Annotated in this window: 17 protein-coding genes; 3 read left to right on the top strand and 14 right to left on the bottom strand. The window is 61.7% G+C overall.

The window, feature by feature from the left end:
• Positions 1–59: 59 nt before the first annotated feature.
• A complete protein-coding gene (locus tag ACLFKU_RS33780) occupies positions 60–854 on the top strand; it encodes an NAD-binding protein (protein WP_368585036.1) in 795 nt (264 codons plus the stop codon).
• Positions 855–1053: 199 nt separating this feature from the next.
• Entirely contained in the window at positions 1054–2757 is a 1704-nt protein-coding gene (locus tag ACLFKU_RS33775) for a SulP family inorganic anion transporter (protein WP_410852015.1), read from the top strand.
• A 183-nt stretch (positions 2758–2940) separates the two neighbouring features.
• Here the strand turns inward: ACLFKU_RS33775 and ACLFKU_RS33770 are convergent, their stop codons facing one another.
• The 13 genes from ACLFKU_RS33770 to ACLFKU_RS33710 form a co-directional block, all read right to left on the bottom strand.
• Entirely contained in the window at positions 2941–6033 is a 3093-nt protein-coding gene (locus tag ACLFKU_RS33770; protein ID WP_410852014.1) for an efflux RND transporter permease subunit, read from the bottom strand.
• The gene (locus ACLFKU_RS33765; protein ID WP_410852013.1) at positions 6030–7142 is read right to left on the bottom strand and encodes an efflux RND transporter periplasmic adaptor subunit; all 1113 of its coding nucleotides are present in this window, start codon (positions 7140–7142) and stop codon (positions 6030–6032) included. The genes ACLFKU_RS33770 and ACLFKU_RS33765 overlap by 4 nt, the downstream gene beginning before the upstream one ends.
• Entirely contained in the window at positions 7139–8668 is a 1530-nt protein-coding gene (locus ACLFKU_RS33760; protein ID WP_410852012.1) for an efflux transporter outer membrane subunit, read from the bottom strand. Before ACLFKU_RS33760 ends, ACLFKU_RS33765 begins: the two co-directional genes overlap by 4 nt.
• A gap of 582 nt (positions 8669–9250) precedes the next feature.
• Positions 9251–11587: a DUF3141 domain-containing protein gene (locus tag ACLFKU_RS33755; protein ID WP_410852011.1), complete on the bottom strand. Its 2337-nt coding sequence runs from the start codon at positions 11585–11587 to the stop codon at positions 9251–9253.
• Positions 11588–11811: 224 nt separating this feature from the next.
• On the bottom strand, positions 11812–12837 hold the full coding sequence (gene adhP, locus ACLFKU_RS33750; RefSeq protein WP_410852010.1) for an alcohol dehydrogenase AdhP: 1026 nt from the start codon (positions 12835–12837) through the stop codon (positions 11812–11814).
• A gap of 101 nt (positions 12838–12938) precedes the next feature.
• A complete protein-coding gene (locus tag ACLFKU_RS33745; protein ID WP_368585044.1) occupies positions 12939–13613 on the bottom strand; it encodes a TetR/AcrR family transcriptional regulator in 675 nt (224 codons plus the stop codon).
• 22 nt (positions 13614–13635) lie between these two features.
• The gene (locus tag ACLFKU_RS33740; RefSeq protein WP_368585045.1) at positions 13636–14499 is read right to left on the bottom strand and encodes a 4Fe-4S dicluster domain-containing protein; all 864 of its coding nucleotides are present in this window, start codon (positions 14497–14499) and stop codon (positions 13636–13638) included.
• An 11-nt stretch (positions 14500–14510) separates the two neighbouring features.
• The gene (locus ACLFKU_RS33735) at positions 14511–17489 is read right to left on the bottom strand and encodes a molybdopterin-dependent oxidoreductase (protein ID WP_410852009.1); all 2979 of its coding nucleotides are present in this window, start codon (positions 17487–17489) and stop codon (positions 14511–14513) included.
• Positions 17490–17714: 225 nt separating this feature from the next.
• Positions 17715–18452: an OmpW/AlkL family protein gene (locus tag ACLFKU_RS33730; RefSeq protein ID WP_368585091.1), complete on the bottom strand. Its 738-nt coding sequence runs from the start codon at positions 18450–18452 to the stop codon at positions 17715–17717.
• Between the two features lie 286 nt (positions 18453–18738).
• On the bottom strand, positions 18739–18978 hold the full coding sequence (locus tag ACLFKU_RS33725) for a hypothetical protein (RefSeq protein WP_410852008.1): 240 nt from the start codon (positions 18976–18978) through the stop codon (positions 18739–18741).
• Positions 18979–19033: 55 nt separating this feature from the next.
• Positions 19034–21013 (bottom strand): acyl-CoA synthetase, encoded by a 1980-nt coding sequence (locus tag ACLFKU_RS33720; RefSeq protein WP_410852007.1) that lies wholly within the window; start codon positions 21011–21013, stop codon positions 19034–19036.
• Positions 21010–21966 (bottom strand): fumarylacetoacetate hydrolase family protein, encoded by a 957-nt coding sequence (locus ACLFKU_RS33715; RefSeq protein ID WP_410852006.1) that lies wholly within the window; start codon positions 21964–21966, stop codon positions 21010–21012. The genes ACLFKU_RS33720 and ACLFKU_RS33715 overlap by 4 nt, the downstream gene beginning before the upstream one ends.
• A 35-nt stretch (positions 21967–22001) precedes the next feature.
• Complete coding sequence (locus tag ACLFKU_RS33710) at positions 22002–23072, bottom strand: VOC family protein (protein WP_410852005.1); 1071 nt, start codon at positions 23070–23072, stop codon at positions 22002–22004.
• Positions 23073–23387: 315 nt separating this feature from the next.
• Here ACLFKU_RS33710 and ACLFKU_RS33705 point away from each other — a divergent pair, with 315 nt between their 5' ends.
• Positions 23388–24143 (top strand): TetR/AcrR family transcriptional regulator, encoded by a 756-nt coding sequence (locus ACLFKU_RS33705; protein ID WP_368585051.1) that lies wholly within the window; start codon positions 23388–23390, stop codon positions 24141–24143.
• A 323-nt stretch (positions 24144–24466) separates the two neighbouring features.
• Here ACLFKU_RS33705 and ACLFKU_RS33700 read toward each other — a convergent pair whose 3' ends face one another.
• Positions 24467–25930 carry an efflux transporter outer membrane subunit gene (locus tag ACLFKU_RS33700; RefSeq protein WP_410852004.1) on the bottom strand — a complete coding sequence of 488 codons (1464 nt, stop codon included), beginning with the start codon at positions 25928–25930 and terminating at the stop codon, positions 24467–24469.

Raw genomic sequence — 25930 nt, 5'->3', positions numbered from 1 at the left:
GCGTGCTTCGCCGGGTCATCGCCAGTCGCTTCAACGGACGAAACTGAGGGACGATCGGAATGTACCGGATCGAGGAACCACGGCTCGGTGGTCTGCGTATCAAGGAATGGCGGCGCCGCGCGCATTTCGCGGTCGGGCTGTTGTTTCTGGTGCTGTTGGGATCGACGCTCGGGATCGCGCTACTAGACCACACGGATGCGCCCGTCAGCACGAAAACTTTCACGGCGTTCTGGGATGCGATCAACCTGATCACGACACTTGGCGACTTCTCGGACTTCAATGCGGACCAGAAGGTATTCATGCTGGTCGCCATTATCGTCACGATGGTCGTTGCCGGCTACGCGTTGCGTCAACTAACGGGGATGCTGTCGGGCGACGACGTGATGATCTTTTGGGAGAACAGGATCATGGAACGCAAGCTGGAAACGCTGGGCAATCATGTCGCGGTTTGCCCATTCGGCCCCGTCGGTCAGATGGTCGCTGCCCGTCTCCGAGACGCGGGATCGACCGTGCTCGTTCTCGATTCCGACGCGAAACAGGCCGAAAAAGCATCGCGACTCGGTTACATGGTCATGCTTGGCGATCACAACTCGTTCGACGACATTCTCGAACGCGCCAGGCTGGACACCGCCAATGCGCTGTTCCTGACCGGTTCCGATCCCAACAGCAATCTAGAGATCACGTTGGTCGCACACACGATCAATCCGGGTCTTCGGATCGTGGTATCAGGCGAGAATGAGCTGCGCAGGATGTTGCTGCAAAAGGCAGGCGCCTCGACGGTGATCGACCAGAACGACATCGTCGCGCGCGCGATGGTCGTGCATATCGATGCCCACCAGGCGCAGCGCACGTGAAGCCCGGTCATTGCCACACAACCCGGAGTCGATGGCGCATTGAACAGGGGTGGTGATGTATTGGCCGCACTGGCTGGCCTCACGGCTTCGACAATGGCGCGGCCTTGTCCCACAGCCGAGTTTGCGCACTTGGAGTGCTATCACCGAAGCGGCTGTTCAAAGGTCTTCGATTGAGGACAACAGTGGGATCCGCGCGACAATGAGACACGATTCATCTCCACGTTTCACCGGCAATTTTCGCGTTCCGGTGCTCGAATGGCTCCGCGACTATCAGAAGGCGTGGATCAAGCCCGATATCGCCGCCGGTGTGTCAGCTGCGGCGGTCGTCCTTCCGAAGGCCATGGCCTACGCGACCGTCGCGGGGCTGCCAGTGCAGGTCGGGCTGTACACCGCCTTCGTTCCGATGGTGATCTACGCGCTGCTCGGCACGTCGCGCCCGCTCAGCGTGAGCACCACCGCAACGATCGCGATCCTCTCGGCCGCCGCCCTTGGCCGGGTGGTCCCGGGCGCGGGCGCAGCAGAACTGCTGCAAGCATCTGCAACGTTGACATTGATGGTCGGTGCGATCCTTGTGTTCGCAGGGCTTCTGCGCCTGGGGTTTGTTGCCAACTTCATTTCGGATCCGGTGTTGACCGGGTTCAAGGCGGGACTCGCGGTTGTCATTGTGCTGGATCAGTTGCCGAAGCTGCTCGGCATTCACTTCGCGAAAGGGGCATTTCTTCACAACGTGCTCGGGATCGTCACGGGTGTTCCCCACGCCTCCGGTGCGACAATCGCTGTCGGAGTGGCGACAGCCGGCGTTCTGGTGACTATCGAGCATCTCTTTCCACGAGCGCCCGCTCCGCTATTTGCAGTGGCAGGAGGAATCGGCAGCGTAAGCCTGCTCAACCTGCAACTTCACGGGGTTGACATCGTCGGCCACGTACCGACGGGCTTGCCTCCCGTTACCATTCCTGACCTGTCGCTTGTCGCATCGCTCGCACCGGCTGCCGCGGGCATTGCGCTGATGAGCTTCACCGAAACCATCGCATCGGCGCGAGCGTTCGTGGAGCGGGGAGAACCCGTGCCAAATGCAAGCCGCGAGTTGCTGGCCATCGGGTTGGCTAATGCGGGCGGCGCGCTGCTGGGCGCGATGCCGGCGGGCGGAGGAACGACGCAGACCGCCGTCAACCGGCTCGTCGGCGCCCGCAGCCAGCTTGCCGAGCTGACCACGGCTGCGGTGACGCTAGGTACGATGCTGCTGCTCGCACCTTTCATTGGCCTCATGCCGCAAGCGACGTTGGCGGCGGTTGTCATCGTCTATTCGATCGGCCTGATCAAGCCGTCGGAGTTTCGCGCGATCATCGCTGTGCGACGGACGGAGTTTCTCTGGGCCGTGGTCGCAGTTTTCGGCGTTGTGCTGTTTGGGACGCTGCCAGGCATACTGATCGCCATCGTCGTGTCGCTTCTGGCACTTGCTTACCATACGTCCGATCCGCCCGTACGGGTTTTGAGTCGCAAGCTGGGCACCAACGTGTTCCGACCCGTGTCCGCTGAGCATCCTGACGACGAGGTTTTTCCCGACCTCCTGTTGTTGAGGCCGGAGGGTCCGATATTCTTTGCGAACGCCGAACGCATCAGGCAGAAGATTCGCATGCTGATCGAGCAGTATCATCCGCAGATCGTCGCGCTCCATTTGCGCGCCGTGTCTGATCTTGAGTACACGGCGCTGAAAATGCTGACGGAAGCGGAAAAGGAATTGCGCGAGCAAGATATCGAGCTCTGGCTCGTCGGGCTAAATCCGGGCGTACTGGCGATGGTGCAGCGTTCGCCGCTCGGCGATACGCTCGGGCGCGGCCGGATGTTCTTCAACCTCGACCGCGTGATCGCTGCATGGCAGGCGCGGCGGTCACTCAAAAACTAGGGGGCCCGGACAGCGGCGCATCTGGCACCACCGATCCGCTGCCGATCAGCACGGCCATGATGCGCAGCCGAGCGTAGTCGCTCGTCCGCGGCAAATGCGCGAGCCTCGCAAAGAAGTCGAAGCTCCGCGAATGCCGTCCGGTTCGCTTGCGCAGCGCGTCTTCCGGTTCGTCGGACCCATCGTTCAGTCAGGAAGGGTCGACGGCGACAAATGTTGAGCTTGCGATTCAGTCGTGCGTCGGACGTTGAACCACGCCGCGTACAGCGCTGGCATGAAGAAAATCGTCAGCAAAGTCGCAACCGTAAGGCCGCCCATGATGGCGATGGCCATGGGCGCCCAGAAAATGCTTCGAGTCAGCGGAATCATGGCGAGCACCGTCGCCGCCGCGGTCAGCGTGACCGGACGCGTGCGATGCACCGCGGCATCGACGACCGCCGTCCAGGTGTCCCGTCCTTGCGCGATCTCCGCCTGCACCTGATCGACAAGAATCACCGAATTTCGCATGATCATCCCGCAAAGGGCGGTCACGCCGAGAATGGCGACAAACCCGAGCGGCGCCTGGAAAATCAGCAGCGCCGCGACGACGCCGATGAGCCCCAGCGGGGCGGTGAGGAAAACCATCGTCATGCGCGAGAAGCTCTGGAGCTGCAGCATCAGGATCGTCAGAATGGTGACCAGCATCACGGGAAACACCGCCATCAGCGCCCGATTGGCCTTGTCGCTTTCTTCGACCGCGCCACCGACGTCGATCCGGTAACCGAAGGGCAGCTTCGCCTCGATGTCCTTCAGGAGCGGCCGGATCTCCTGGGTCACCGACACGCCCTGCTCGCCATCCTTGACGTCTGCCCGCACCGTGATCGCCATGTCCCGGTTGCGGCGCCACAGCACCGGCTCTTCGACTTCGTAGCGCACGCGCGCGACCTGCGACAGCGGCACCACAGTTCCTTCGCGCGTGTAAAGATTCACGTCCTTCAGCGCGCCGAGATCGAGCCGCTCGGAAGGCACCGCACGGGCGACTATTTCAATCAGATTCTCCTGCTCGCGCAAGTGCGACAGCGTCGCGCCGTTCGTGAATGCTTGCGTCACGAAGGCGACATCGGCCGGAGCCAGCCCAAGCGCGCGCGCCTTGTCCTGGTCGAGGTCGACCTTTAGCGTGCGAACCGGATCGTTCCAGTCCAGCTGGACGTCGCGCACTTTCGGACTCGACGCGACCACTCTTTCAACTTCGCGGGCGATTTCGCGGACCTTCTGCGTATCAGAGCCAACGACGCGAAACTGGATCGGGAAACCTACCGGTGGACCGAGTTCAAGGCGGGTGACTCGCACCCACGCTTGGGGAAACGCTTCGTTGACGCTTTCCATCAGGCGCGAGCGCACGCGCTCGCGAGCCTGCGTGTCTTTCGTCATCACGACGAAGACAGCGTAGCCCGGGTTCGGCAGTTCGGGATTGAGGGCGAGATAGAAGCGTGGCTGTCCCGCCCCCGTGTAGGCCGTGAAGAAGCGCACGTCCTGGTCTTTTTTCAGCATCGCCTCCATTTGCTTCACCTGCTCGGTGGTCGCGGCGAACGATGCCCCTTCCCTTAGTCGAAGCTCGACGATCAGCTCGGGCCGCGAGCTGTTCGGGAAGAACTGCTGCGGCACGAACCTGCTTGCGGCGACAGCCGCGGCGAGCGCGGCCACCGTCGCGCCGATGACCCACCAGCGCCGCACGAGAGCCAGGTCGATCCACTTGCGCAGATTGCGATAGAAAGGCGTGTCATACGGGTCGCCACCATGGTGCTTCTGACCAATGTCCTTTGGCAGAAGGTTGACGGCCAGATAGGGCGTGACGAGCCCCGAGACGACCCATGAGAACAGCACCGCAGTGCCAACGATCCAGAAAATGCCGCCCGCGTACTCACCGGTGGTCGACTGGGAGAAACCGATCGGCATGAAGGCGGCGGCCGTGATCAGCGCACCAGTCAGCCGCGGCATCGCAGTCGCCGTGTACGAGTAAGCGGCCGCCTGCACGCGGTCCCACCCTTCCTCCATTTTCACGACCATCATCTCTACCGCAATGATGCCGTCATCAACGAGCAGACCGAGAGCGATGATCAAAGATCCAAGCGAGACGCGCTCGAGGTTCCAGCCCATCGCACGCATCACGAGGGCGACGACACCGAGCACGATCGGCACCGAGATCCCGACCACGATGCCCGTGCGCCAGCCGAGACTGATGAGGCAGACCGCGAGCACGATGGTCAGCGCTTCGAGCAGCGAGCGCTCGAACTCCCAGATCGATTCGCTGACGACGGTCGGCTGATCGGCGACCCGCTCGAGCTCGACCCCGTACGGCAGTTCGAGCTGCACTTTCGCAACGGCCTGCTCGATCGCCTTGCCCAGGTCGACAATGTTGCCGTCGTCGGTCATCGTGATGCCGAGCATCAGCACCTGCTGCCCGTTATGCCGTACCGTATAAATCGGAGGATCTTCGTATCCACGTGTGATCGAGGTGAAGTCGCCGAGCTTGAGCAACCGGCCGCCGGCGGCGATCGGAAGGTTACGGATATCGTCGAGGTTGTTGAACTGGCCGCTCACGCGCACGAGCACGCGATCCCCGTGCGTGTCGATCTGTCCGCTGGCCAGTACGCTGTTCTGGCTCCTCATGCTCTCGGCGATCTGAAGCGGCGTAATCCCGAGCGCGGCCAGCCGCTCATTCGAAAATTCGACGTAAATCTTCTTGGCCTGCTTGCCGTAGATGTCGATCTTTTTCACCATCGGCACCTTGAGCAACTGCCGCTTGATGTTTTCCGACATGTCGGAAAGCTCCCACTGGCTAATGCCATCGCCTTTGACCGCATAAAGCAGCCCGGTTACGTCGCCGTATTCGTCGTTGAAGATCGGGCCGACGATGCCGTCAGGAAGTTCCAGCTTGATGTCGGTGAACTTCTTGCGCGCCTGGTACCAGGCCTCGCGCTGATCTGCATGGGAAGTGCCGCCCTTCACTGTAATCGTCATCGCGCCGTAGCCTTGCCGCGCATACGTCACGACCTTCTCGAAGTGGTCGAGCTGCTCGAACTTCTTTTCCATGCGGTTGAGCACCTCGTCCTGGACCTGTTGCGCGGTGGCGCCGGGCCAAATCACGAGCGCAGTCATTGACGGTACCGAGAAGTTCGGGTCCTCGAGCTGGCCGAGCTTTGCGAAGCTGAGCGATCCGCCAACGCCGATCACGAGAATCACGAACAGCGCGATGGCGCGGTGGTTCAATGCCCATTCGGTGAGATTGAACGGCTTCATTGGAGAGCTTGCTCCGTTTGTGGGCCGCGCGGCGCGCCGACAAGCGCGACCTTCATGCCCGGCGCCATCTTCTGAACGCCCGCCGTGACGACGAGCTCGCCAGCCGGCGGTCCGGAAACGAGCACCTCGTCATTGCGATAGCCGCGCACAGAGACGCGGATCAGATCGACCGTGCCCACCGCCTCGGAACCATCGCGGCGAACCGCCCAGACGGCGGGCTCGCCCTTGTTCTGTGTTAGGGCCGAGGCGGGGATCACCGCTGCGGGCACTTCGCCTGCCGGTCGTTCGACAAGCAGCGTAGCGGTCGCGCCGAGCGGCAGGAGCCGGGGTGTGGCGGGCTTCAATCGGGCGCGGTAGGTGCGGGTCTGGGTGGCGGCCTGCGGCGAAAGTTCGCGCAACACGACTTCGAAATGTCGCTCGGGCGCGCTAGCGAGCCACGCGTCGTATCGCGCCGTTCTGAAGGTTGCGAGACTATCCTCCGGCAGGTCTGCGACGATCTCGGGCTCGCCTTCGTTGGCGATCGATACCACCGGCTGCCCCTCCGCGACGACCTCTCCCACCTCAAAACGCACGGCGGTGACGACGCCGCTCTGCGACGCTCGCAACACCGTGTATTTCAACCGATTGCGCGCGAGCTCGAGTTTTTTGCGCTCGGCTTCGGCCGTCGCCGAAGTCGTCTGCGCGCCGGTTTGCGCTTTTTCGTCGTCGGAGACACTGACAGAGCCGTCAGTTTTCAGCGAATTGAGCCGTTGCCGATCCGACTGGGCGAGCCTCGCCTGCGATACGGCCGCGGTCAGTTGTTGCCGCGCCGCTTCCTCGGCGAGTTGATAGTCGGTATCGTCGAGCACCGCGAGTAGATCGCCCTCACGAACCTTCTGACCGACGTCGGCCTTGCGCTTGACGACCTTGCCGCTGACCCGGAACGCCTCATTGACCTCATGGCGGGACTGCACGGTGCCGACGTAACGGTCCGTCACAGCATTCTCGTCGTAGCGAATCTCGACAGTGCGGACCACTCGAAGCGCCTCGGGAGCGGGCTTCGATCCGCACGCGAGTAGCATCGCGGCACCCGGCAGGAGCGCGAGCAGCGCGCGTAGAGAGGTATTCACGATGGCCCCCTATGTGGATTCACGCTGGATGAAGTAGCTGAAACCGACCCGCCGTCCGGCACGGTAGCGGCCTCGAAAACCTCCCAGCCTCCACCGAGCGCCTTGTACAGTTGGACGCTGTCGAGCAGCAATTGAGTGCTGCTGTCGTTGGCGATCGCACGCACGGCCAGGCGGGTACGCTGGGCATCGAGCAGCGGCAGCAAATCGATCTGGCCGCGGTCATAAAGGGATTGCGCGCGGCCCAGCGCCGCTTCCGCCGACGCCGTTGCATCGTGCAGCAGTTGCGCCCGTTGGCGTTCGTCGTCGAGCGCGACGAGCGCGTTCTCGACGTCTTCGAGCGCTCGCACGATCGCGTCCTCATAATGAAGCACCGCCTCCTTCTGACCGCTCTCGGCGATGTCGTTGATCGCCCGCGTTCGCCCCGCATTGAAGATCGGCATTGCAATGAGGCCCGCGACGTTGCTGAAGTTCGCCGGACCCAGCGCAATGCCGTTGAGATCGATCGACTCACGGCCGAACACTGCGCCGAGAATGAGACGCGGAAACCATTCGGCCATCGCCTGTTGCCTGCGCGCGTTGGCCGCGTCGAGTTGCGCGCTGGCGACCAGAAGATCCGGCCTGCGCTGCAACAGGGCGGCCGGTTGCCCCGGACGCGCGAGCGGAACGATGGCTTCGACGCCCGATGCCGTAATGCTCGCGGCATTGAAAGCCTGATCTCCCACGAGCACCGCAATGCGATGGCGCGACACCTCGGCAAGCGTCTCCAGCGGCGGTATCGCCGCGTGCGTCTTCGATGCTTCCGTTTTCGCGCGCTCGACGTCAAACGGAGTCGCGAGCCCGACACGTTCACGGGCAGTCACGAGGCGTAGCGTCTCGTCCTGCGCGGCCGAGATTGCGCGCATAGTGTCCAACTGATGCAACGCCCCGACCAGCATAAAGTAGTTCGTTGCAACGTCGGTCATCACGAGAAGGCGCACGCCGCGCGCGGCATTTTCGACTGCGACCGCATCGGCTGCAGCCGCCTTCGCACCCGCTCGCAGGCGGCCGAACAAATCGATTTCCCACGAGGCGCCGATACCGACCTGGCCCGCCCGCGTGTTCGCAGCTTCGGGGACGAAGTTCTTCAGGGCGGTATCGTAAGTCGTCGTGTGATTGAAGCCGTTGGCGCCAACGATCACAGTCGGCAGAAGCCACGACCGGCTGATCGTTTCTCCGGCTCGCGCGGCGCGCACGCGTTCCGCCGCGATGCGGATATCGCGGTTTTCGTGCGCCGCGCGACGGACAAGGTCCGACAAGACCGGATCGCGGTAGCTATCCCACCAGGCGGCCTCAGGCTGCTCCACGGATGCCGACGCGGCCGCGAACCGGCCGGGAACTTCAATCGACGGTTGCATCACCGGTGTCGCGCAACCAGCCAGTACGAGCGCCAGCGACACGGTCAGCGTGACCGCGGCCCCGCGATCCGCCACTTCGCCAAGGCGAGGTGGCAGCCTCGTCGCCTGAGAAAGGGTTGATGATGTCAGCATCGCGCGCGAATCCAGCAAAGTCGGATTGTGACTGGCGTAGCGGAAGATCAGCATGATTCCGGTTCACGTCGTGTTGACGCGCATATGCGCGCATCACCCCTCGCGGACGAACGCCGTCTCCTATTGGAGGTCTTATGCCGAGGTTCGCGGCCGGCATTGCGGCCGCGCTTTACCTGCAAGACTGGAATCAAGTTACTCGCCTGCTAGCGCAAAACGTTGATGCAGATCATGAGACCGAGACCGCGAATCCAAGGCGCCCAAGGCGATGCCGCAGCTCCTCTCTCGGGCAGGACGTCTGTCGCTAATCGACGCAAGCGAGCCAATCGTCCCTCACTAGCAGGACCTTCGCACTGATCGTGTGCCCTCTCCAGAACACGTTGCGAATCCTCAACATCAGCACGTCCAAGGACCTCTGACCCGAGGTCAATGAACCACAGCAGCGCCATGGGACTTCCGCTTCCTGCAGGCACGCGTTCAATCGAATCGAACAGAGGCAATCCATATCTCTGAATGAACTCGTTGATTTCGTCGTCAGCGACCCTGTCTCGCACATCACCTGGTAAGACTTCAGCCATGGCGCGCTCATGTCGGCGTATGTTCGAGCACCGCAACAGGCCGTGCCGCAGGTGGCGCCCCGAGGACCGCGCGAATGCGTTGCAGCGCCTCCCATTGCTGCGCGCTTGGCGTGACGCTTTGCACGCGCGAGTCGCCAAGTAGTCTGTCCAGCAACGTCAGCAGCCTCTTCCGGTCTGCAGGCACAGTCAGCAGGGCGGGAAGCGTCGCGATAGCCTGCTGCGGCTCGTAGGTCGCGATGAGTTCCTGTTCGCCGCGAATGCGCCGCCACTGGTCGGCTGGCAAGCTGGGCAGATACTCGGCGTACGCTTCGATCAGTTCACGCTGCGTCGCAAGCCGTGCAAGCGGCAATGGCTCGCCACTGCGCCCAAGCAGGAAAGCGGCCCGCGCGACCGCTTCGTCGTAGCCGCCCTGCTCGATCGATGCCAGCGCCTCCTTGACGAAAGGCAGTTCGCGCGGATCCGTAACCGTGGAGGCGGCTGCGTTGCGCTCGCGATACCGGTCTGCGAAATGAAGCAGGAATGGGTTCGTGTAGACGCCGAAGAACGTCGACTCGGCGACAGCATCGCGCATTGCCCTGTAGTAGTCGAGCGAGGCGCTGATCATTTCGGAGCCGCGATGCTCGAGTTCGCGCCACGGCCCGATATCCGCGGCGTGTTGACGACTGGCTTTCACCGCGTTGGCCGCCGGGTGCAGCCACGCGAGCCACGGATTCTGGTCCGACCATGCCCACCGCTGCGAGCGCAGCGGATGAATCTCACGCAGTAATCGCGCCGTGGCTTCGTTCGACGTCCACTGCACCCATGGCTGCGCGAACATTTCATAAGCGCGCTGATTGAATTCGGAAAGCTCGGCCACCGCCTCGAAGGGCTTCTCGTCCTCGCGCTTGAAACGATTGAAATGCTGCGCGATTTCCTCCAGACGATGTTCGACGAACGTGACTTCGTATGCGATTTTGCCGTCGTCACCGTTGACCTCGTCGATCAACATCGCGTAGAGACCCGGTGCGAGCGTCTCGATTGCCTCGAGCACGTTGACGATCTGCGCATGTTGCTTCTTCGCCACCTTGCCCGATACGAAAACGCCGAGATGTCCCGCCTCCTGATCCATCAGTCCGATGATGACCTGGCCGCGCGCCTTGATTTCCTCAGTACTTCCATACAGGTCGGCCACCCAGTTGAACGCCTGCTGCGGCGGCGTGATGTTGTCCCCCATCGAGGCGAACAGGACGATCGGCGAGCGGATATCGCGCAGGTCGAACGCTTTGCCCGAAACGCCGCGCACCGTGCCCGACCACAGCTTGTTCCCGATGAACAGATTGCGCGTGATCCACTCGATCTCTTCCCGGTTCATCAGGTAGTAGCCGCCCCACCAGCGCTCGAACTCCAGGAAGCGCGGTGGCTCCGTATCGATGTTGTCATACACGCGATAGTATTTGTCCCACAAGGTATTGGCAGGGTTCAGGTACTCGAAGTTTTGCACGAGATACGCGCCGTCGAACTTGCCGTTGCCGAGGTCGGACGAAAACGAAGCGAGCCACGTGCCGCCCAGCAGGCCGCCCGCGTAGCGCATCGGGTTATCGCCCACGCCCTCGCTCCACGAGCCGCTCCAATACGACATCGGCGCGCCGTTGATGACGACCGGTCCAGTGTCTTCAGCCGACGAGCTCGCCAGCATCATCGCGGCCCAGCCGCCCTGGCAGTTGCCGATGATCGCCGGCTTCGCGCTGTCGGGATGCAGCGAGCGCACTTTCTTCACGAACTCCTGTTCGGCCGCGCATACGTCGAGCAAGGTCTGGCCCGGTTCGGGATTCTGGAAGAACACGACGAAGTACACGGGATGGCCCGCGCGCAGAGCGACGCCGACCTGCGAATCGTCCCTGAAGCCGCCAATGCCCGGACCGTGACCGGCGCGCGGATCGATGATCAGATAAGGCCGTTTATTCGCGTCGACGATGACGTCTTCGGGTGGTGTGATGTGCAGCAGCGCATAGTTCACAGGGCGCGCGAAATGCCTGCCATCGAGCACGACGTCATAGTCGAAGTGAAGCGCGGGCTTGAGCCCTTGCGACGTGTTCTCCACGTACTGAGTACCGCGCTCTCGCATTGTGTCCCAGAACAGCAGCGAGCGTTGTGCGACATCGACAGCGTAATGCCATGCGCTCAAAGGGTTCAGTTGCGCCCCGGGTGGGAAGGTACAGCTCTGGTCCATGCGGACGCCGTCACTGACGGCGTCGCGCAAGCGTTTCCCGTATTGATTTACTGCATTCTGCGCGCGTTTTTGCAGCACGTAGGCGATGTTTCCGGCGATTTCCTGACTGCGTGCGAACTGCGTGGCTGCATCCATGACTACGTCCTCCACTGCGACATTGGCTGAGGGCGCGCGCGGCGGCCCCGGCTGTCTCGCGGGAGGACTCGCACGCGCGCACCGATTGACGTGCAACTTGTGAAGACTACTCGTGCGGCACCGTGCCGATCTGACATGGATCAATGCCTTCGTTCGTCTGGTCAACGATGAGCCGTCAACTGGACGCGCACGGCGCGCGATACCGGCACAAGGCAGTGGCTCATTCAAAGTTCCGTGAGTACGATCCGGCCGTCGACCTTGCCTTCGCGCAATGCGGTGAACACTTCGTTAATGTTCTCTAGCCGCTCATGGTGGATATGTGCGCGCACTTTTCCCTCGGCCGCGAAATCGAGCGATTCCTGCAGGTCGCGACGCGTGCCCACGATGGAACCGCGAACCGTGATGCCATTCAGTACCGTGGAAAAAATCGGCAGAGGAAAGTCGCCGGGCGGCAGGCCGTTGAGCGCGACGGTACCGCCGCGGCGCACCATGCCGAGCGCTTGCGCGAACGCGCCGCGCGAGACAGCGGTCACGAGAACGCCATGTGCGCCACCGATCTGTTTCTGGACCTCGCTCGCAGGATCGGACGTCGAGGCGTCGATGGTGATTTGCGCGCCGAGTTTGCGCGCAAGTTCCAGCTTGTCGGGCGCGACATCCACGGCAACGACATGCAGGCCCATCGCGACGGCGTACTGGACCGCGACATGACCGAGGCCGCCGATGCCCGAGATGGCGATCCACTGACCGGGCCGGGTGTCCGTGACCCGAATGCCTTTATATACGGTGACTCCGGCGCAGAGGATCGGCGCGATTTCGTCGAACGCGACCCCGTTCGGTAGATGACCTACGTAGTCCGGATCGGCGACCACATATTCGGCGTAGCTGCCGTTCACGGAATAGCCGGTATTCTGCTGCTCGTGGCAAAGCGTCTCCCAGCCCGTCTGACAGTATTCGCAGTGACCGCATGCGGTATAGAGCCACGGCACCCCAACGCGGTCGCCTTCCTTCACGTGCGTGACTCCCGCGCCAATCGCCGCGACATAACCGACACCCTCGTGACCTGGGATGAACGGCAGGCGAGGCTTGACCGGCCAGTCACCATCGGCGGCATGAAGGTCGGTGTGGCAGACCCCGGAAGCCTTCACGTTGACGAGAATCTGACCCGCAGCGGGCGCAGGAACCGCCACTTCTTCTATCCGCAGCGGCTCGCCGAAGGCATGGACTACCGCAGCTTTCATGAATTGAGCCATCAGTCGCTCCTCAGTGAGTTTGTGATTCTCACGAGTATCCTCGCCAGGCCCGCTAGTGTTTTGCGATAGATCAACGTAAACGACCGTCCTAACGTATTGATCTAAGAGCGTAAGTGGAAGCGGACCGTTGCACCGACATCATCCAGCGACTCAAGTTTCTCCAGTACCGGACCTGACGAAGTGCAGGAAAACAAGGCCGCCAAAATGGCTCGAATCGAATCGTCCGTCATTCCTTCCGGATTGCACAGCCGGAAGAAACGCATGCCGTCGCAGAGGCTGAGGAGGGCCGCCGCGAGCGCTTCAGGTTGAGCAGGCCGGCCGCCGTCGCCTGGACGCACGCCTGCGCACAGACACGCGGCCAGCTTCGCCAGCTTCCTTTGCCGCAACCCGGTGACCCGCTCCCGAACCGTGCTATCGCGCGACGAGAGAAGGCCCGCTTCGACCCACAGCGGGAAGCAATCATTGTCGAATTCAGCGCAACTCAGACGCGCGAGTGCGCGACCCTTTTCCTGGTCCGGCGCGCCAGGCGATTTGATGATCGCCTGCCAGTCCGCGCACGTCTTTTCTACATCGCGTTGCAGCAATTCGAGTAGCAGTTCCTGCTGACTGCTGAAGTTTGAATAGAAGGCGCCGCGTGTGTAGCCGGCCGCCTCGGCGATGTGTTCCACACTCGTCGCGGCCAGGCCCCGCTCGATGAACGAACGGCGCGCTGCGTCGAGCAGGCGCTCTCGCGTCTGCTCTTTTTTGCATGCGCGTGTCAGGCGTACCGGCTTCATGGATGAATACAGACCGCCGGCATCAGTCCACCTCAACCGCGTTCGTCGACTGCACGAGGCCGATCTCGCCGACATACACGCTCTCGCCCAATACGCATTCGCGCAACGCATTGCCCAAGCCATGACGAATCTCGATCCGATAATGGCCGCTATCTTTGATGAGCCGCGAGAACCGGAAATCGCCGAACGCGTCGGTGACGGTTTCGGCCACCTTCCGATTGCACCAGTACAACGCAACGGCCGCATCAGCGACACACTCGACGACCTGCCCCACCTGCGCGCTGACACTGCCGCCGATAAAGCACGTCTCCCAACGATCGAGGCCGCTGTACCAGACGCGGGGACTGGTTTTTAACCTCGGTTCCAGAACTTTGAGTCCTTCCCGTCTTGCCTTCTCTGCCATCGCGGCGTCATCGAGCCTGACGGTTTCGAAAACGCCCGTTGGGCAGGCCTGTTCGCATCGCGGGTGCGGCCAACCCTGATCCAGCAGATGGGCATCGAAGATCCATGTCTGCGGCAGTTGCAATGCCTCGTTCCATACGATCGCCTTGTATGGACAGGCCTTGACAAGGTCCTTTCTGCCCCGCGCCTTGTCCGGATCAATGATGACGATGCCGTCGGCGCGCTTGCGGATGGCATCGCCGCCTACACGCATGCAAGGTGCGTCGTCGCAGTGGTTGCACATCACCGGCAGGTACGTCGTCTCGACCATGTGCGAATCGCCTTGCACGCGGCGCATGATGCGAATGGCGCTTTCGGCATCCGCCGAAGCCGGTGCCGAGTAACCAGGAAACTCGTTGCCAACGTGCTCGTCGCGCGCGGCGATCACGCAGTTCTGGCAGTTCTCGCAGCGCCCGACCTTGATAACCAGATTCCACTTGCTCATGGCGTTTCTCCTCACGCTGCGCGACCGAGCAGGAACGCATCGGCGCCTTGCCATTTTTCGACCTGTACGAGGCATGAGTTCGGACTCATGCTGCTGGTGCCTGCCGTTTGCGACCGGTCGGGCGTGAGCATGTTCATGCAGCCGCCGATCTCGACACGTTCGCCGTCCACTTCGATCAACTGGAATTCCGCGCTTGCCTCATACGACTTGACGACGCCCGGGGTCAACAGAGCAGACACATCAGCCGCACAGATCACGGCGCCGCGGTCGTTGTAGACCTTGACGAGGTCGCGATGAGCAATGCCCCGCGCGGCCGCGTCTGCGAACCCAAGCCTCAGCAGCCAGAAGCGATGCCCGCCGATCAGCGCACGATGATCCTCGACGCTGTTGACTGACGAATTCTTGCCGTCGCAATGGGTATGAAAACTGTAGCGGCTGTGAGTTGCTATCAGTTGCAGGGGATAGCGCCGGGCCAATTCACTGCGCAATCCCTCCCAGGACGGGATATACCGGTTCAGCGGGGGTCGCTCGGGGTTATCGGCGGTGTGCCGCTTCAGCAACTCCGGCACGAACTCGAGCTTGCCGCTCGGCGTCTGCAGGCCCATCCCGAACTTTTCGGCATACTGCGACGGCATCGGATGCGGTTCCTGCAAATCCTTACGCCGACCTTCGGCGAACCACCGCATGTCGACGGGATGGCGCAATTCGGGCTTTTCTGGCGGTACGACGAAATAGCCTTTGCGGCAGAATTCGCGCCACGTGACGTGATCCGGCAGATCCGACGACTCGAATACCCGCTTGACCCAGTCGAGTTCGCCGCAACCCTCGGTAAAGACACCGCCAAGACCAAGACGCGTCAGAATAGCGGCGAAGATATCGTAGTCCGAGCGGGATTCGCCTAGAGGCTCGATGCATTTGTGCTGCATCGTCACCATGCGATGATTGACGGTGTTGAAGCCATGATGTGCGTAGCCGCCCGAATTCGACCACTCGCCGATATCCCATCTCTCGAGCGACGTGCAAGCCGGCAGAATGATGTCGGCGAACTGCGCCTCCCCTTCCATCCAGATCGACTGGTTCACCACGAACTCGATGCTGGAATGTCGATAAGCATCCGCCCAGCGTCCGGACTTCGTGACGGTGCTGAAAGCCGACCCGCCATAGCGATAGATCATGTGGATCGGTGAATAGCCCGGCATCGGGTAGCTGAACGGCGCGAACTGCGCTTCCTGAGACATACCGTCCCACAGGTATCCCGTCGCATGGCCGTTGATGATGGCATCGGGCAGCTGCTGCCGCGGGACCATCTGTTTGACGGGATTCATGGTCAGGATGTGCGGCATGCGCTGATAGTTGTTGACGGCATTGGCGGTCCACGCAAGGTCGCCGGACATCCCGCCGTCCGCGTAGCCCGGGAAATAGAAGTGGAGGTCGTGCGGAGCACCCAACTGCAGACACCCAAAATTGACGCCCGGCTTACCCCACCCCTGCATCGCCATCATCATGATCATGCAGCGCGCCCATTGCGCCCCGGTCGCGCCGCGTCCTGCCCCGCCGAATCCCGCGCCTGTCATGCCGACAGAGAGATAGGCCTTCTTTTTCCCCCACAGGCGAGCGAGCGCCCGCACGTCCTTGGCGGGCACGCCGGTCTCGGACTGTTGCCATTCGGGCGTCTTCGGCACGCCGTCCGTATCGCCCAGCAGATAGGCGCGCCACTCGTCGAAGCCGGTCGTGCGGTTGGCAACGTAGTCCTCGTCGTATAAACCCTCCACGGCCCAAACGTACATGATCGCGGTCGCGAGAGCGGCATCGGTTTGCGGTCGCACGGGAATCCAACGCCCGCCCAGCAACTGCGCGGTCGGATTGCAGTGTGGGTCGATGTGAACGAACTCGATGCCCAGTTCTTTGGCCCACAGGCGCCGCGGCGTACCCTCGAATCCCGCATACGCGCCGTTAGTGCTTTCCGGATCGGAAGACCAGAAGACGATCATCTCGGCCTCCTTCAGGCAGTCTTCAATGCCGCCATAGCCTGACGGCACACCGACGCGCATCGAATTGCCGAAGTGATGCATTGCACCCCAGTACCAGCCTTCCCAACTGTCCGGGTTCGCGGCAACCCGAGTGAAGCCAATCAGATTGGCAAAGCGGGTGAGCGCGCTGAGGTAGTAGCCGATGTTCCCCCACTGATGATGCGACGACATGGGGAACGTAATTGAGCCGGGACCGTGAACACGCTTCTGCCGGTTGATTTCTTTCGCGACGATGTCCAGCGCCTCGTCCCAGCTGATCCGCACATAGCCCGACTTGCCGCGGTTCTGCGGATTGCGCTCGCCGTCTGCGTCGAAATCAACGCGCTTCAACGGATGAAGAATCCGTTTGTCGGAATAGACAAGCGACTTGATCGCCAATGCGTGCGGTGCAACGAGGCCTCGCCGTGGTGGGCTGAAACGGCGCCCGCGCGCCTCGATTTCCCAGCTGGCAGCGTCCTTGCCGTCCAGATCGATGGGCGTCACCCGAATGATGTGATCATCCTTCACGTAAACGAACAAAGGTCCCCCGTTCGTGCAGGTCGTGTACCGGCGCGTGCCGTCCCGCATCGGTGTGCCCATCGGCAGGCCGATGGTTTGCATCATACTGAGCGTTTGCATGAACCACACCAGCAGTTCATCGTCGCCTTCGGTTACTACCTTGAAGTTCTTTGCCGCATGAATAATTTCAGCATGGTCCTGCCGTGGGGAAAGAAATTTCAGGGCCGTGGCGACATCCTTGAACAGGATGCTCACGTCAGCTTGCCCACGCGTGCAAGGGCGCGACCGGATGCGACCGTTCCTGATTTCGAGGACGCGGCCGACGCTCCGATCCATCAGCCCGATCCTGGCGGCAATGTCCCGCTCCTTGAGGCGCTGACGATAGGCGGGAAAACGGCGTGCCGTCAGGTCGAGTACTTTGGGCAGCGCGAACAGAATCGATTTGAGCACTTGTCGCTTCATGGTTTCACCCGAGATGAAACATTGAAGCAGGAGATAGCCAAACCGCTTGCACAACCATTACTCCCACGCGCGCGACGGAAAGCGTACGCCGCAGCGTTACGTCCATCGGGGCGTCATCAGCGTGTATCGAATGGTCGCATTTCCTCATTTTGTTGTGCATTTGAACCTCTAAACTGGTTGAACGTATTCCGCCGTGTCCGGCGCCTGAAACGCTGTCCTTGTGGGCTAGAAGGTATAAGCGACATTCAGGAAGACATTTACGGGATTTATACGGATCGTCGATCTCGAAACGATTTGCGTCCCATTAGCCGTTGTCCCGTCTAGCGTAAGGTGAGTCTTTACAGGAACGTAACCGACACTCGCCCCCACGGACCAGTGATTCGTTATCGCGTAATAAGCCCCGATCTCGAATACCGGGTTCCAGGATGAACTGAGGGATCCGTGCGCCGACCCACCTGGACCGAGACTGTCAGTGACAAACTGACTGTTCGTCGTGCGCACCTGGGTGAACCAGGTATAGTTCACGCCTAGCCCAATGAAAGGACGGAACTTCGACTGGGCGGAAAGCAGGTGGTATCGAAAGACAAGCGCGGGCGGAATCGGCCGTGTCGAGCCCAGAGTGCCATACTTCGCGAGCGAGCCATCCCCGACCAGATCCACCGTGAGCGGGAGTCCGATGAGCGTCGCAATGCCGATGTGTTCGGTGACGTAATACTCGGTCGTGATCCCCATTGTGTCCGTGGACGTCGCATGCGCCCCAGTACCGGGCAGTTGCTGATTCACTGTCATCCCACCCACGCTTTCCACGGTCAGCGGCGTTGCACTGCTCTGTGGCGCGACGTGGAGCCACCCGGTCGCCACGGTGAAGCTCCCGGCCGTCTGCGCGAGCGCGTTACCAGCAAACGCGACCGCGCAGAAGCACACCGCGAAACCAGCGGCACGAACCGTTCTCCTGTCATTCATCACGTGTCTTCTCCTGTCTCATTGGCTGAATAGTTTTTTGTCGCCTGCCGGTCACGGCGCTTCATGGGGCGCCCTTGACCGCGTGGTGTCGGCCTGACTTCGTTCGATTGCATCGAACGAAGTCAGGCGCGCTTCTTATGGAGTCGTACTAAATGAAATGACGCGCTTTCGCGCGTCTCTGATGACGCTTTTCACCGCTCTTCTTTTTCGCGCCCGCAGTCAAGGCGCCTGGCTACAGATCTATGCCTGGCGTGAGATTACGACGCGCTCTCGAGAACGGGATTTGTCAGTGAGCCCGCATTGACGGGCGCGCAGCTTCCGGCGGGATCACGCGCCACGAACCATCGGAGTGCCGGAAGAAAAACAGGCCAACGCTTTCCCCTGGCAGATCCAGTTCGATGTGTACGTAGACTCCCTGATTCGACTGCGCGCGACCCCGTCGGGTAATCCGCAGCGGCGTTGCCGAAACGGAGCCGAGCCATTTTTCAACAAGCGATCGCAACGTCGCTTCCGGTGCAATACCCATCTTCGTCTCCATCCAAAAGCCACTGCTCTTGCTCGATAACCAATGCCACTGGCGTTCAGGCGTGACCCGCGTTACCCCTCGAGATCGCCGGGACGGAAAGCGAAAAACCGAATGGAAAGCGCGCGAGCGTCGCGCGCGCCAGTTCTTCGAGCTCGACGCTGTTGAGCTCGACATGAGTCATCAGCCCGCGACCGGCGTCTTCGACGATGCTCACCGCTGCATCGCTGATGCCCGCCTCAACGAGTGCGGATCGCAACGCGTCCGCCATTTCTCGCCATTTCAGCGCCGGCTTGTAGATCTTGCCGACGCCTGTCAGCGGCATCGTATCGATGACGCGGATTGCCTTAGGAAGCGCAGCCCGCTCGCTAATGCAGGCGCGCAGGAATACGGCCAGTTCCGCTTCGGTTGTCGTGACGTCTGGTTTGAGCTGGACATAGGCGACCGGCAACTCCCCCGCATGCGCGTCGGGCCGGCCCACGGCGGCGGCAATCTGAACCGCGGGATGACGATGCAGGGCTTCTTCGATAGCCGCTGGGTCGATATTGTGACCGCCCCGAATGATCAGCTCCTTTTTCCGGCCCGTGAGCCAGAAGTATCCGTCGGCATCGCGGCGCCCGAGATCGCCGGTATTGAGCCAACGTTCGCCGTCGCCGAGGTCCATCCAGATCCCACTGTTCTGCTCTGGACTGGAATATCCAACGAACACATTCGGTCCGGAGATCACCAGTTGGCCGACTTCATCTGCCGCGCAATCTCGTGTATACCGGCCGGCCTCATCGGCCACTACGACCTTCATTGCCTGACCGGGAAGGCAAAGGCCAATCGAGCCCGCCCTGCGTTCACCAAGCGGCGGATTAACGCTGCTCACGCAGGCTCCTTCAGTGAGTCCGTAGCCCTCGAGGATTCGAATCCCTGTGCGATGCTCGAAATTGCGAAGCAATTCGACTGGCATCGGCGCGGCGCCGCATAACCCATACTCGAGCGAACCAATATCGTGCTCGCCAATAGGAACCTCGAGCAGTGACCCATAGAGCGTTGGCACCCCGCTGAAGAAATTGATGCGGTAATGTTCAACAATTTCCCAGAAGCGCTTTACAACACCGTCGCCGCGATATCCTTGCGGTGTGCCGAGAACGACATGAGCGCCCCGCGAGAAGGCCAGCAGACCTGTCACCATCACGGCATTCACATGAAATAGCGGCAGTCCGCAAAATATCGTTTTGCCCGGACCGATGCTTTTGCCGAGAAACCGCCCCGTGTTCCACGCATTGGCAACCTCGTTGCGGTGCCGGCGCATCGCGATCTTCGGCAATCCCGTGGTGCCGCCCGTGCAAAAGCAGGACGAAATATCGTCGATCCTCGCCGAGGGCGAGTTGTCGAGCGAGATTCCGGACTCGTTCGCAATCGCGGTGCCAAAATCATGGATCCGGATCTGCGCAGGAACTGCGCTGCGCACGCCGCCTTTGCCATGCAGACTCGCGGTTTCGCCACGTTGTAGTATCCGGGCCGTCAATCCTTTTTCCCCCGGTATCCGGTCGGCCAGATTAACGAGCACGAGATCTTTTATGGCGGGGACATGATGCAACACCGCTTGCGTTTTTTGCCATAGTTCAGTGCCGGGGAACGGCGCGAGCGTTACGAGCACGCTGGCACCTGATGCCTTCAGCAATTCGCCGATGGCTTCGCTTTCAAGCAGTGGATTGATAGCGCAGACAATTCCGACCGCTTCGCCTCCCCAGATCACGAAGTGTGTCTCTGGAAGATTCGGCAGCATATAGGCGATGACGGTGTTCCTTTCCACGCCCAGCCGCGAAAACATGTTTGCGGTGCGCGTGATATCACGCAACAGGTCGCTGTACGTCCAGCACTCCGGGCTCGCATAGTCATCGGCTGTTCGAAAGAAGGAAAGCGCGGGCGCCGATGGATTGATGGCAGCGCCCCTGCAGATCATTTCGTAGGTGCTCGACGGAAGCTCCGGCACTTGTCCCGATGCTTCGATAGCGAGAACATCCTGTCCTTTTGCGGCGTCTTTCATACTGCCTCTTCAACGACGACGTTTTGCTGCACGCCCAGGTTGATTGAGCGGTCGAGGCTGACAATCCATGCCTCGACAACGTCTCCCACCTGAAGATACTGAGGCCTGTCCTCCTGCATCTTCAGGAAAAGCCGCCATTTATCCTCTTCGGACAACTGCGCCGCAGCGCGCAGCTTCTCTGGTGAAGGAATGCTCAGCGCACACCCAGATGGTGTGCCGGTTGCAAGGAGGTCACCCGTGCGTAGGTCGTGCACACGGGAAAGCTCAGTCAGAGTCTCTGCCGGGCCATAGACAAGGCCAGCAGTAGTGTCGTTCTGGCGGACGGTTCCGTTGACCGTCAGCGTCAGCACGAGCTCTTTCAGCTTCGGAATGTCATGCTTCTCGAGCAGGCAAAGATAAGGGCCGACAGGGCCAAATGTCCGAAAGCTCTTGCCCTTGTAAAACTGCATCTGCGGAATCTGGATATCACGCGCTGAATAATCGTTGACGATCACAACGCCCGCGATGTACTCGTGCAGGTTTTCCTCGGTGACAGTCTCAGCCGAGGTGATATCGCGTTTGAGCACGAGACCGAGTTCGATCTCATAGTCAAGGAACCGCACCGCGCGTGGTTTCACGATGGCTGAGTCCGCCGCAACGATACAGCTCGGTGCCTTCGTGAAAATCATGTTGAACTTCTTGACGTCCGGGTCCATGCCGGACTCGATCATATGCTGGCGGCAATTCGCGCCCTGGCAGATGAACTGCTGGTCGGCGGTTATGGGCGACAGCCACTGCACCTCCGATTCGGGAATCGATGGGCCGCTGAGTATCACGAGCCGCTCCACCGGATTGGCCTCGATGAACGCAGCGGTCGACTCGTACTCGCCTGGAATCGGCGTGATGGCGCCCTCCGCGACCACGCCCCACTGGGCACGGCCATGATGAAGATAATGCAGGACGTGAAGTGCCATTGTTCAATTCTCCGGATGAATAGGGATGCCTGGGTTCAGGCGAAAATCTTCGCCAGCGTTCGCAGCTTGCTCAAAGTCAGGTCAGGGCTGTAACGCAGGTTTCTGAAAAGCACCACAACGCTCGTCGGCGTGAATTTGGGCTTCGTGAAGCTGCGCGGCATGGTCGGCCCCCACTGAGCCATTGCCTCGCGACTCACGGCATGGATTCCCGTTGGCTCATCGGACGTGAACAGGTCGCCGTCGCAGTAGTGTTCGTGCTTGTCGCCCCACGGGTCTTGCCAGTAGTCGAAAATCTGGCTGCCCAGGATATGTCGGCCGATCCCCCACGCGTGCGACCAGCCACTGTCGCGCAAAACGCGCTGGCCCATACCGACCGCGTCCGCGTCGATGAGCTCGTAAGCGCTATGGCTGTAGGTCGCGGCGAATCCCTGAGCAAGCGCTAGCGTGTGATGATCGGCCGGCTTGCTGCCAAGATCGAGACGCATGAATGCGACCGCCGGCGAGCCGTCGGGAAGCACCTGTACGTCGCTCGGGATGAACCCGAAGTGCCGCGTGTACCAGGCACAGGTTTCCTGAAAGTCGGCGAGTTCGAGTACGACATGCCCTAGCCGGATGACCTCTGGAGCGCGCTCGGGCGGTCGCTGCGTATCGTTGACGCGAACGGTGGCATCGACGGAATTGAATGGCAACGGCAGGCGGTGCGGCAACGCTGACGCGGGTGCCTGGCCCCATATCGCATCGATAGCGAAACCGGAAGGGTCTGTCAGCCGCACCACGTAGCCGCCGGCCGGTAGCGCGGAGTTTTCTACCTCGGACGCGCCCGGCAGCTTCGCCAGCGCATCAAGCTCCTCGCGGCTGTCGACTTGCAGGCCGAACCCCACAAACCGCGCTTTCGGCGCCCTACGCACCACATGACAGAAATGCGAAGCCTCCGTGCCGCGCAGAAGAAGCAGCGCCTCGTCCCGCGATACCGTTTGAAGCCCAAAGTCGTTGAGAAAATGCTCCGCTTGTTCGAGGTCCGGTCGCTCGAATACCAGATAGGCCAATGCGGTCGCTTTTGCCGTCGGATGGGGATGACGAGCGGGCTGTGCAGTAGTCAGTTTCATGTCGGAACCTCACTCGGTCGCAACGGCCGATTCGACTTTGAAACCTGCCGCATTGGCGGCAGGATCGAACGGCAATAGATGCTTCGCCGACGCGCTATCGAAAGCGGGTACGGATGCCCGCATCGGCGCGCGGGCGGCGCAATGCCAACGCCGGGGGGCGGCACCGCTTCTGGCTGCTGTCTCCATGATCACTCCATCGGTTCTGGTCGAATCGGCTCGTCGAGGCCTTTGATGACATTAAACTCATCGCTGATGATTTTGTCAATATAGAGATTCGAATCTATACTGCGCGGTATGTCCAGATCAGGGATCACGATGACCAACACGACAAATCGCCGGGCAGGCAAGCGTTCCACCGTTGCCACGTCCGTCGCCCCCGTACCCGTTGCCGAAGAACGGGAGCCGCGCGGTGCACGTCGCAAGCGTGAGACGCGAACCCGTCTGCTCGACGCTGCTCTCAGGCTGATGGCCGAAAAAGGCATGGAGGGCGTGGCGATCAACGAAATCACGGAGGCCGCTGACGTCGGCTTCGGCTCGTTTTACAACCACTTTGAATCGAAGGAAGCGATCTATGCGACGCTTGTCGACAACGTGTTTGAAGAATTCGCGAACATGCTCGATCGCCTTACAGGCGGCGTTTCCGACCCCGCAGAAGTAGTCGCCGTCTCTGTGCGCCATACGGTCCTTCGGGCGCGGCATGATCCCGTGTGGGGACGTTTTCTGATACGTGAAGGGTTTTCTGCGCGCGCAATGAGCCGCGGACTCGGTCAGCGACTGCTGCGCGACATCGGCAACGGGATTGCGGCGAAGCGGTTCGTCGTGGCGGACCCCTTTATCGGATTTCTCGCAGTGGGCGGCACGGTGCTGTGTGCCATCGCCGCCGAGTTGAACTTTGTCGTGCCGGGCGCCAGCGCGGCGGGCGTGCTGACAGAATTGGGCTTTAGCGGCGAGCATTTTCCCGAGCGCACGGCAGCAATGTTGCTGCAAACGCTCGGACTGAAGCGCGCGGAGGCGGAAAAGATCGCTACCCGTCCATTGCCCACCGTCGAGGAAGCCGTCGATCAGGGCTGAGTTGATAGTGTCCCGGCCGTGGTTGTCGAGCGTCTCGCAGCGATACCTCGCTATTTCGCGAAGCGCTGAGCATATGAGCCGGATCGCATTCTGCGTCGACGGAAAAATCAGCGAGGCATCCAGCAGATAACGCAAAGGGATGGCTTCCCCGCCGTTCGCACCGACTCATTCCTCAAAGCACGTAACCGCCCTTTTCGCGCAGTGTGCAATTGCGGACAGGACAGTGCTGTCCTCCCCACTCCGCGCAAGGCTTCCTCATATTTGAACCGATTGCTCGCCGCCGGTCCGGCCCGACTGTCCTCGCCACTGTCACGAACACCCGGTCATCGCGCCGCGGCTGCGCTCTGCGGGGTGGCGGGCAACTCGCCCATCGACTGAAACAGCGCCGCCGTATCGCTCATGCGCTGACCGGCTGCGCGCACGGCGGCAATCTGCGCGTTCAGGTAACGCGACTCGCTCGCCTGTCGTGCCGTCGAAGGCAGCGAGCCCATGCGGTGTCGCGACGCCGTGTCCTCGAATGCCGCGCGAGCGGCGTCCGCGGCTTCGTCCGACGAAGCGAGCATCTGCGCGTCGTTATCCAGCGCGGCCAGCGAATTCGCCACATCCTGGAAAGCGGACAGCACCGTCGCCTTATAGTGCAGCACGGCAGCGTCGTAGGCGTCGACCGACGCGCGACGCTGAGCGAACAGCGCGCCGCCATGGAAGATTGGCTGCGACAGGCCGGCGCCGATCGCCCACAGTGCGCCCGCGCCCGAGGTCACCGCCGGCCAGCTGAAGCCGCCTCGTCCCATCGAGCCCGTCAGTGACAGGCTCGGGAACATTTGCGCGGTCGCGGCGCCGACATCCGCGGCGGCGGCCTTCACGGCGGCGTCGGCTGCCTCGATGTCCGGGCGCGAGCGCAGCAGATCCGACGGCACGGCCACGGGCACGTGCTCCGGCAGCGACAGGCTATCGAGTTCCGGCACGCTCGGCGCGTTATCCGGCGTGCGCCCCATCAGCACGGCCAGCGCGTGGATAGAGGACGCGCGTTGCTGACGTAGCGACGGCAACGTCGCCGCGATGTCAGCAGCGCCCTGTTTCGACTCAAGCGCCTGTGCGCGTGAGACAGAGCCGAGCGTGTAGCGCTGCTGATCCTCATTTGCAGCATCGTTCGACACCGCAACGAGCCGTTCGGTAAGCGCGATCTGCCGATCGAGCGCCGCCACATTGATCGCAGTACCGACGATGTTCGCGGCGAGCGCCCGACGCGACGCCTCCAGTTCGAACGCCTGCACGTTCACACGCGCCGCGCTCGCCGAATTCATGTAGCGCGTCTGGCCGAACAGGTCGAACGTGTAATGGGTGAAGATCTGCCCAGCAAAAAAGTTGTATTGCACCTGCTCGGGTCCAAGCCCCGGAACGATAGGCGTACGCGCGCGCTCGACCTGCGCGGCGCCGTCGATCGACGGCAGCGTCGATGCGCCGATCTGTGCGCGCAGTTGCTCGCGCGCTGACGCGAGCGTGCGCTGTGTCGCGGCGAGTGTCGGACTGTTGCGCAAGCCTTCGTCCACGAAGGCGTCGAGCGCATCTGAGCGATAAAGCCGCCACCATTGCGGCATGGGAGCCGCGCCGACATCGAATGTCTGCGCAACGCCACCCGCAGCCACCGTTTTCGATGGCTGCGCCTCAGCGCCATAGTGCGCGGGCGACGGCATGGCTGGCGGCTCGCCGCTCGGCCCGAACGAGCACGCGGACAGGGCGAGTGCCGCTGCCGCGGCCGCCACGGATGTCTTGCAGGTAAAGCTCAT

Origin of the sequence: Paraburkholderia sp. EG304 (assembly GCF_046543485.1) — a bacterium.
In the GTDB taxonomy this organism is placed as follows: domain Bacteria; phylum Pseudomonadota; class Gammaproteobacteria; order Burkholderiales; family Burkholderiaceae; genus Paraburkholderia; species Paraburkholderia youngii.
The sequence above is the reverse complement of the archived record's forward strand: the minus strand, read 5'-3'. Positions and strand labels throughout refer to the sequence as shown.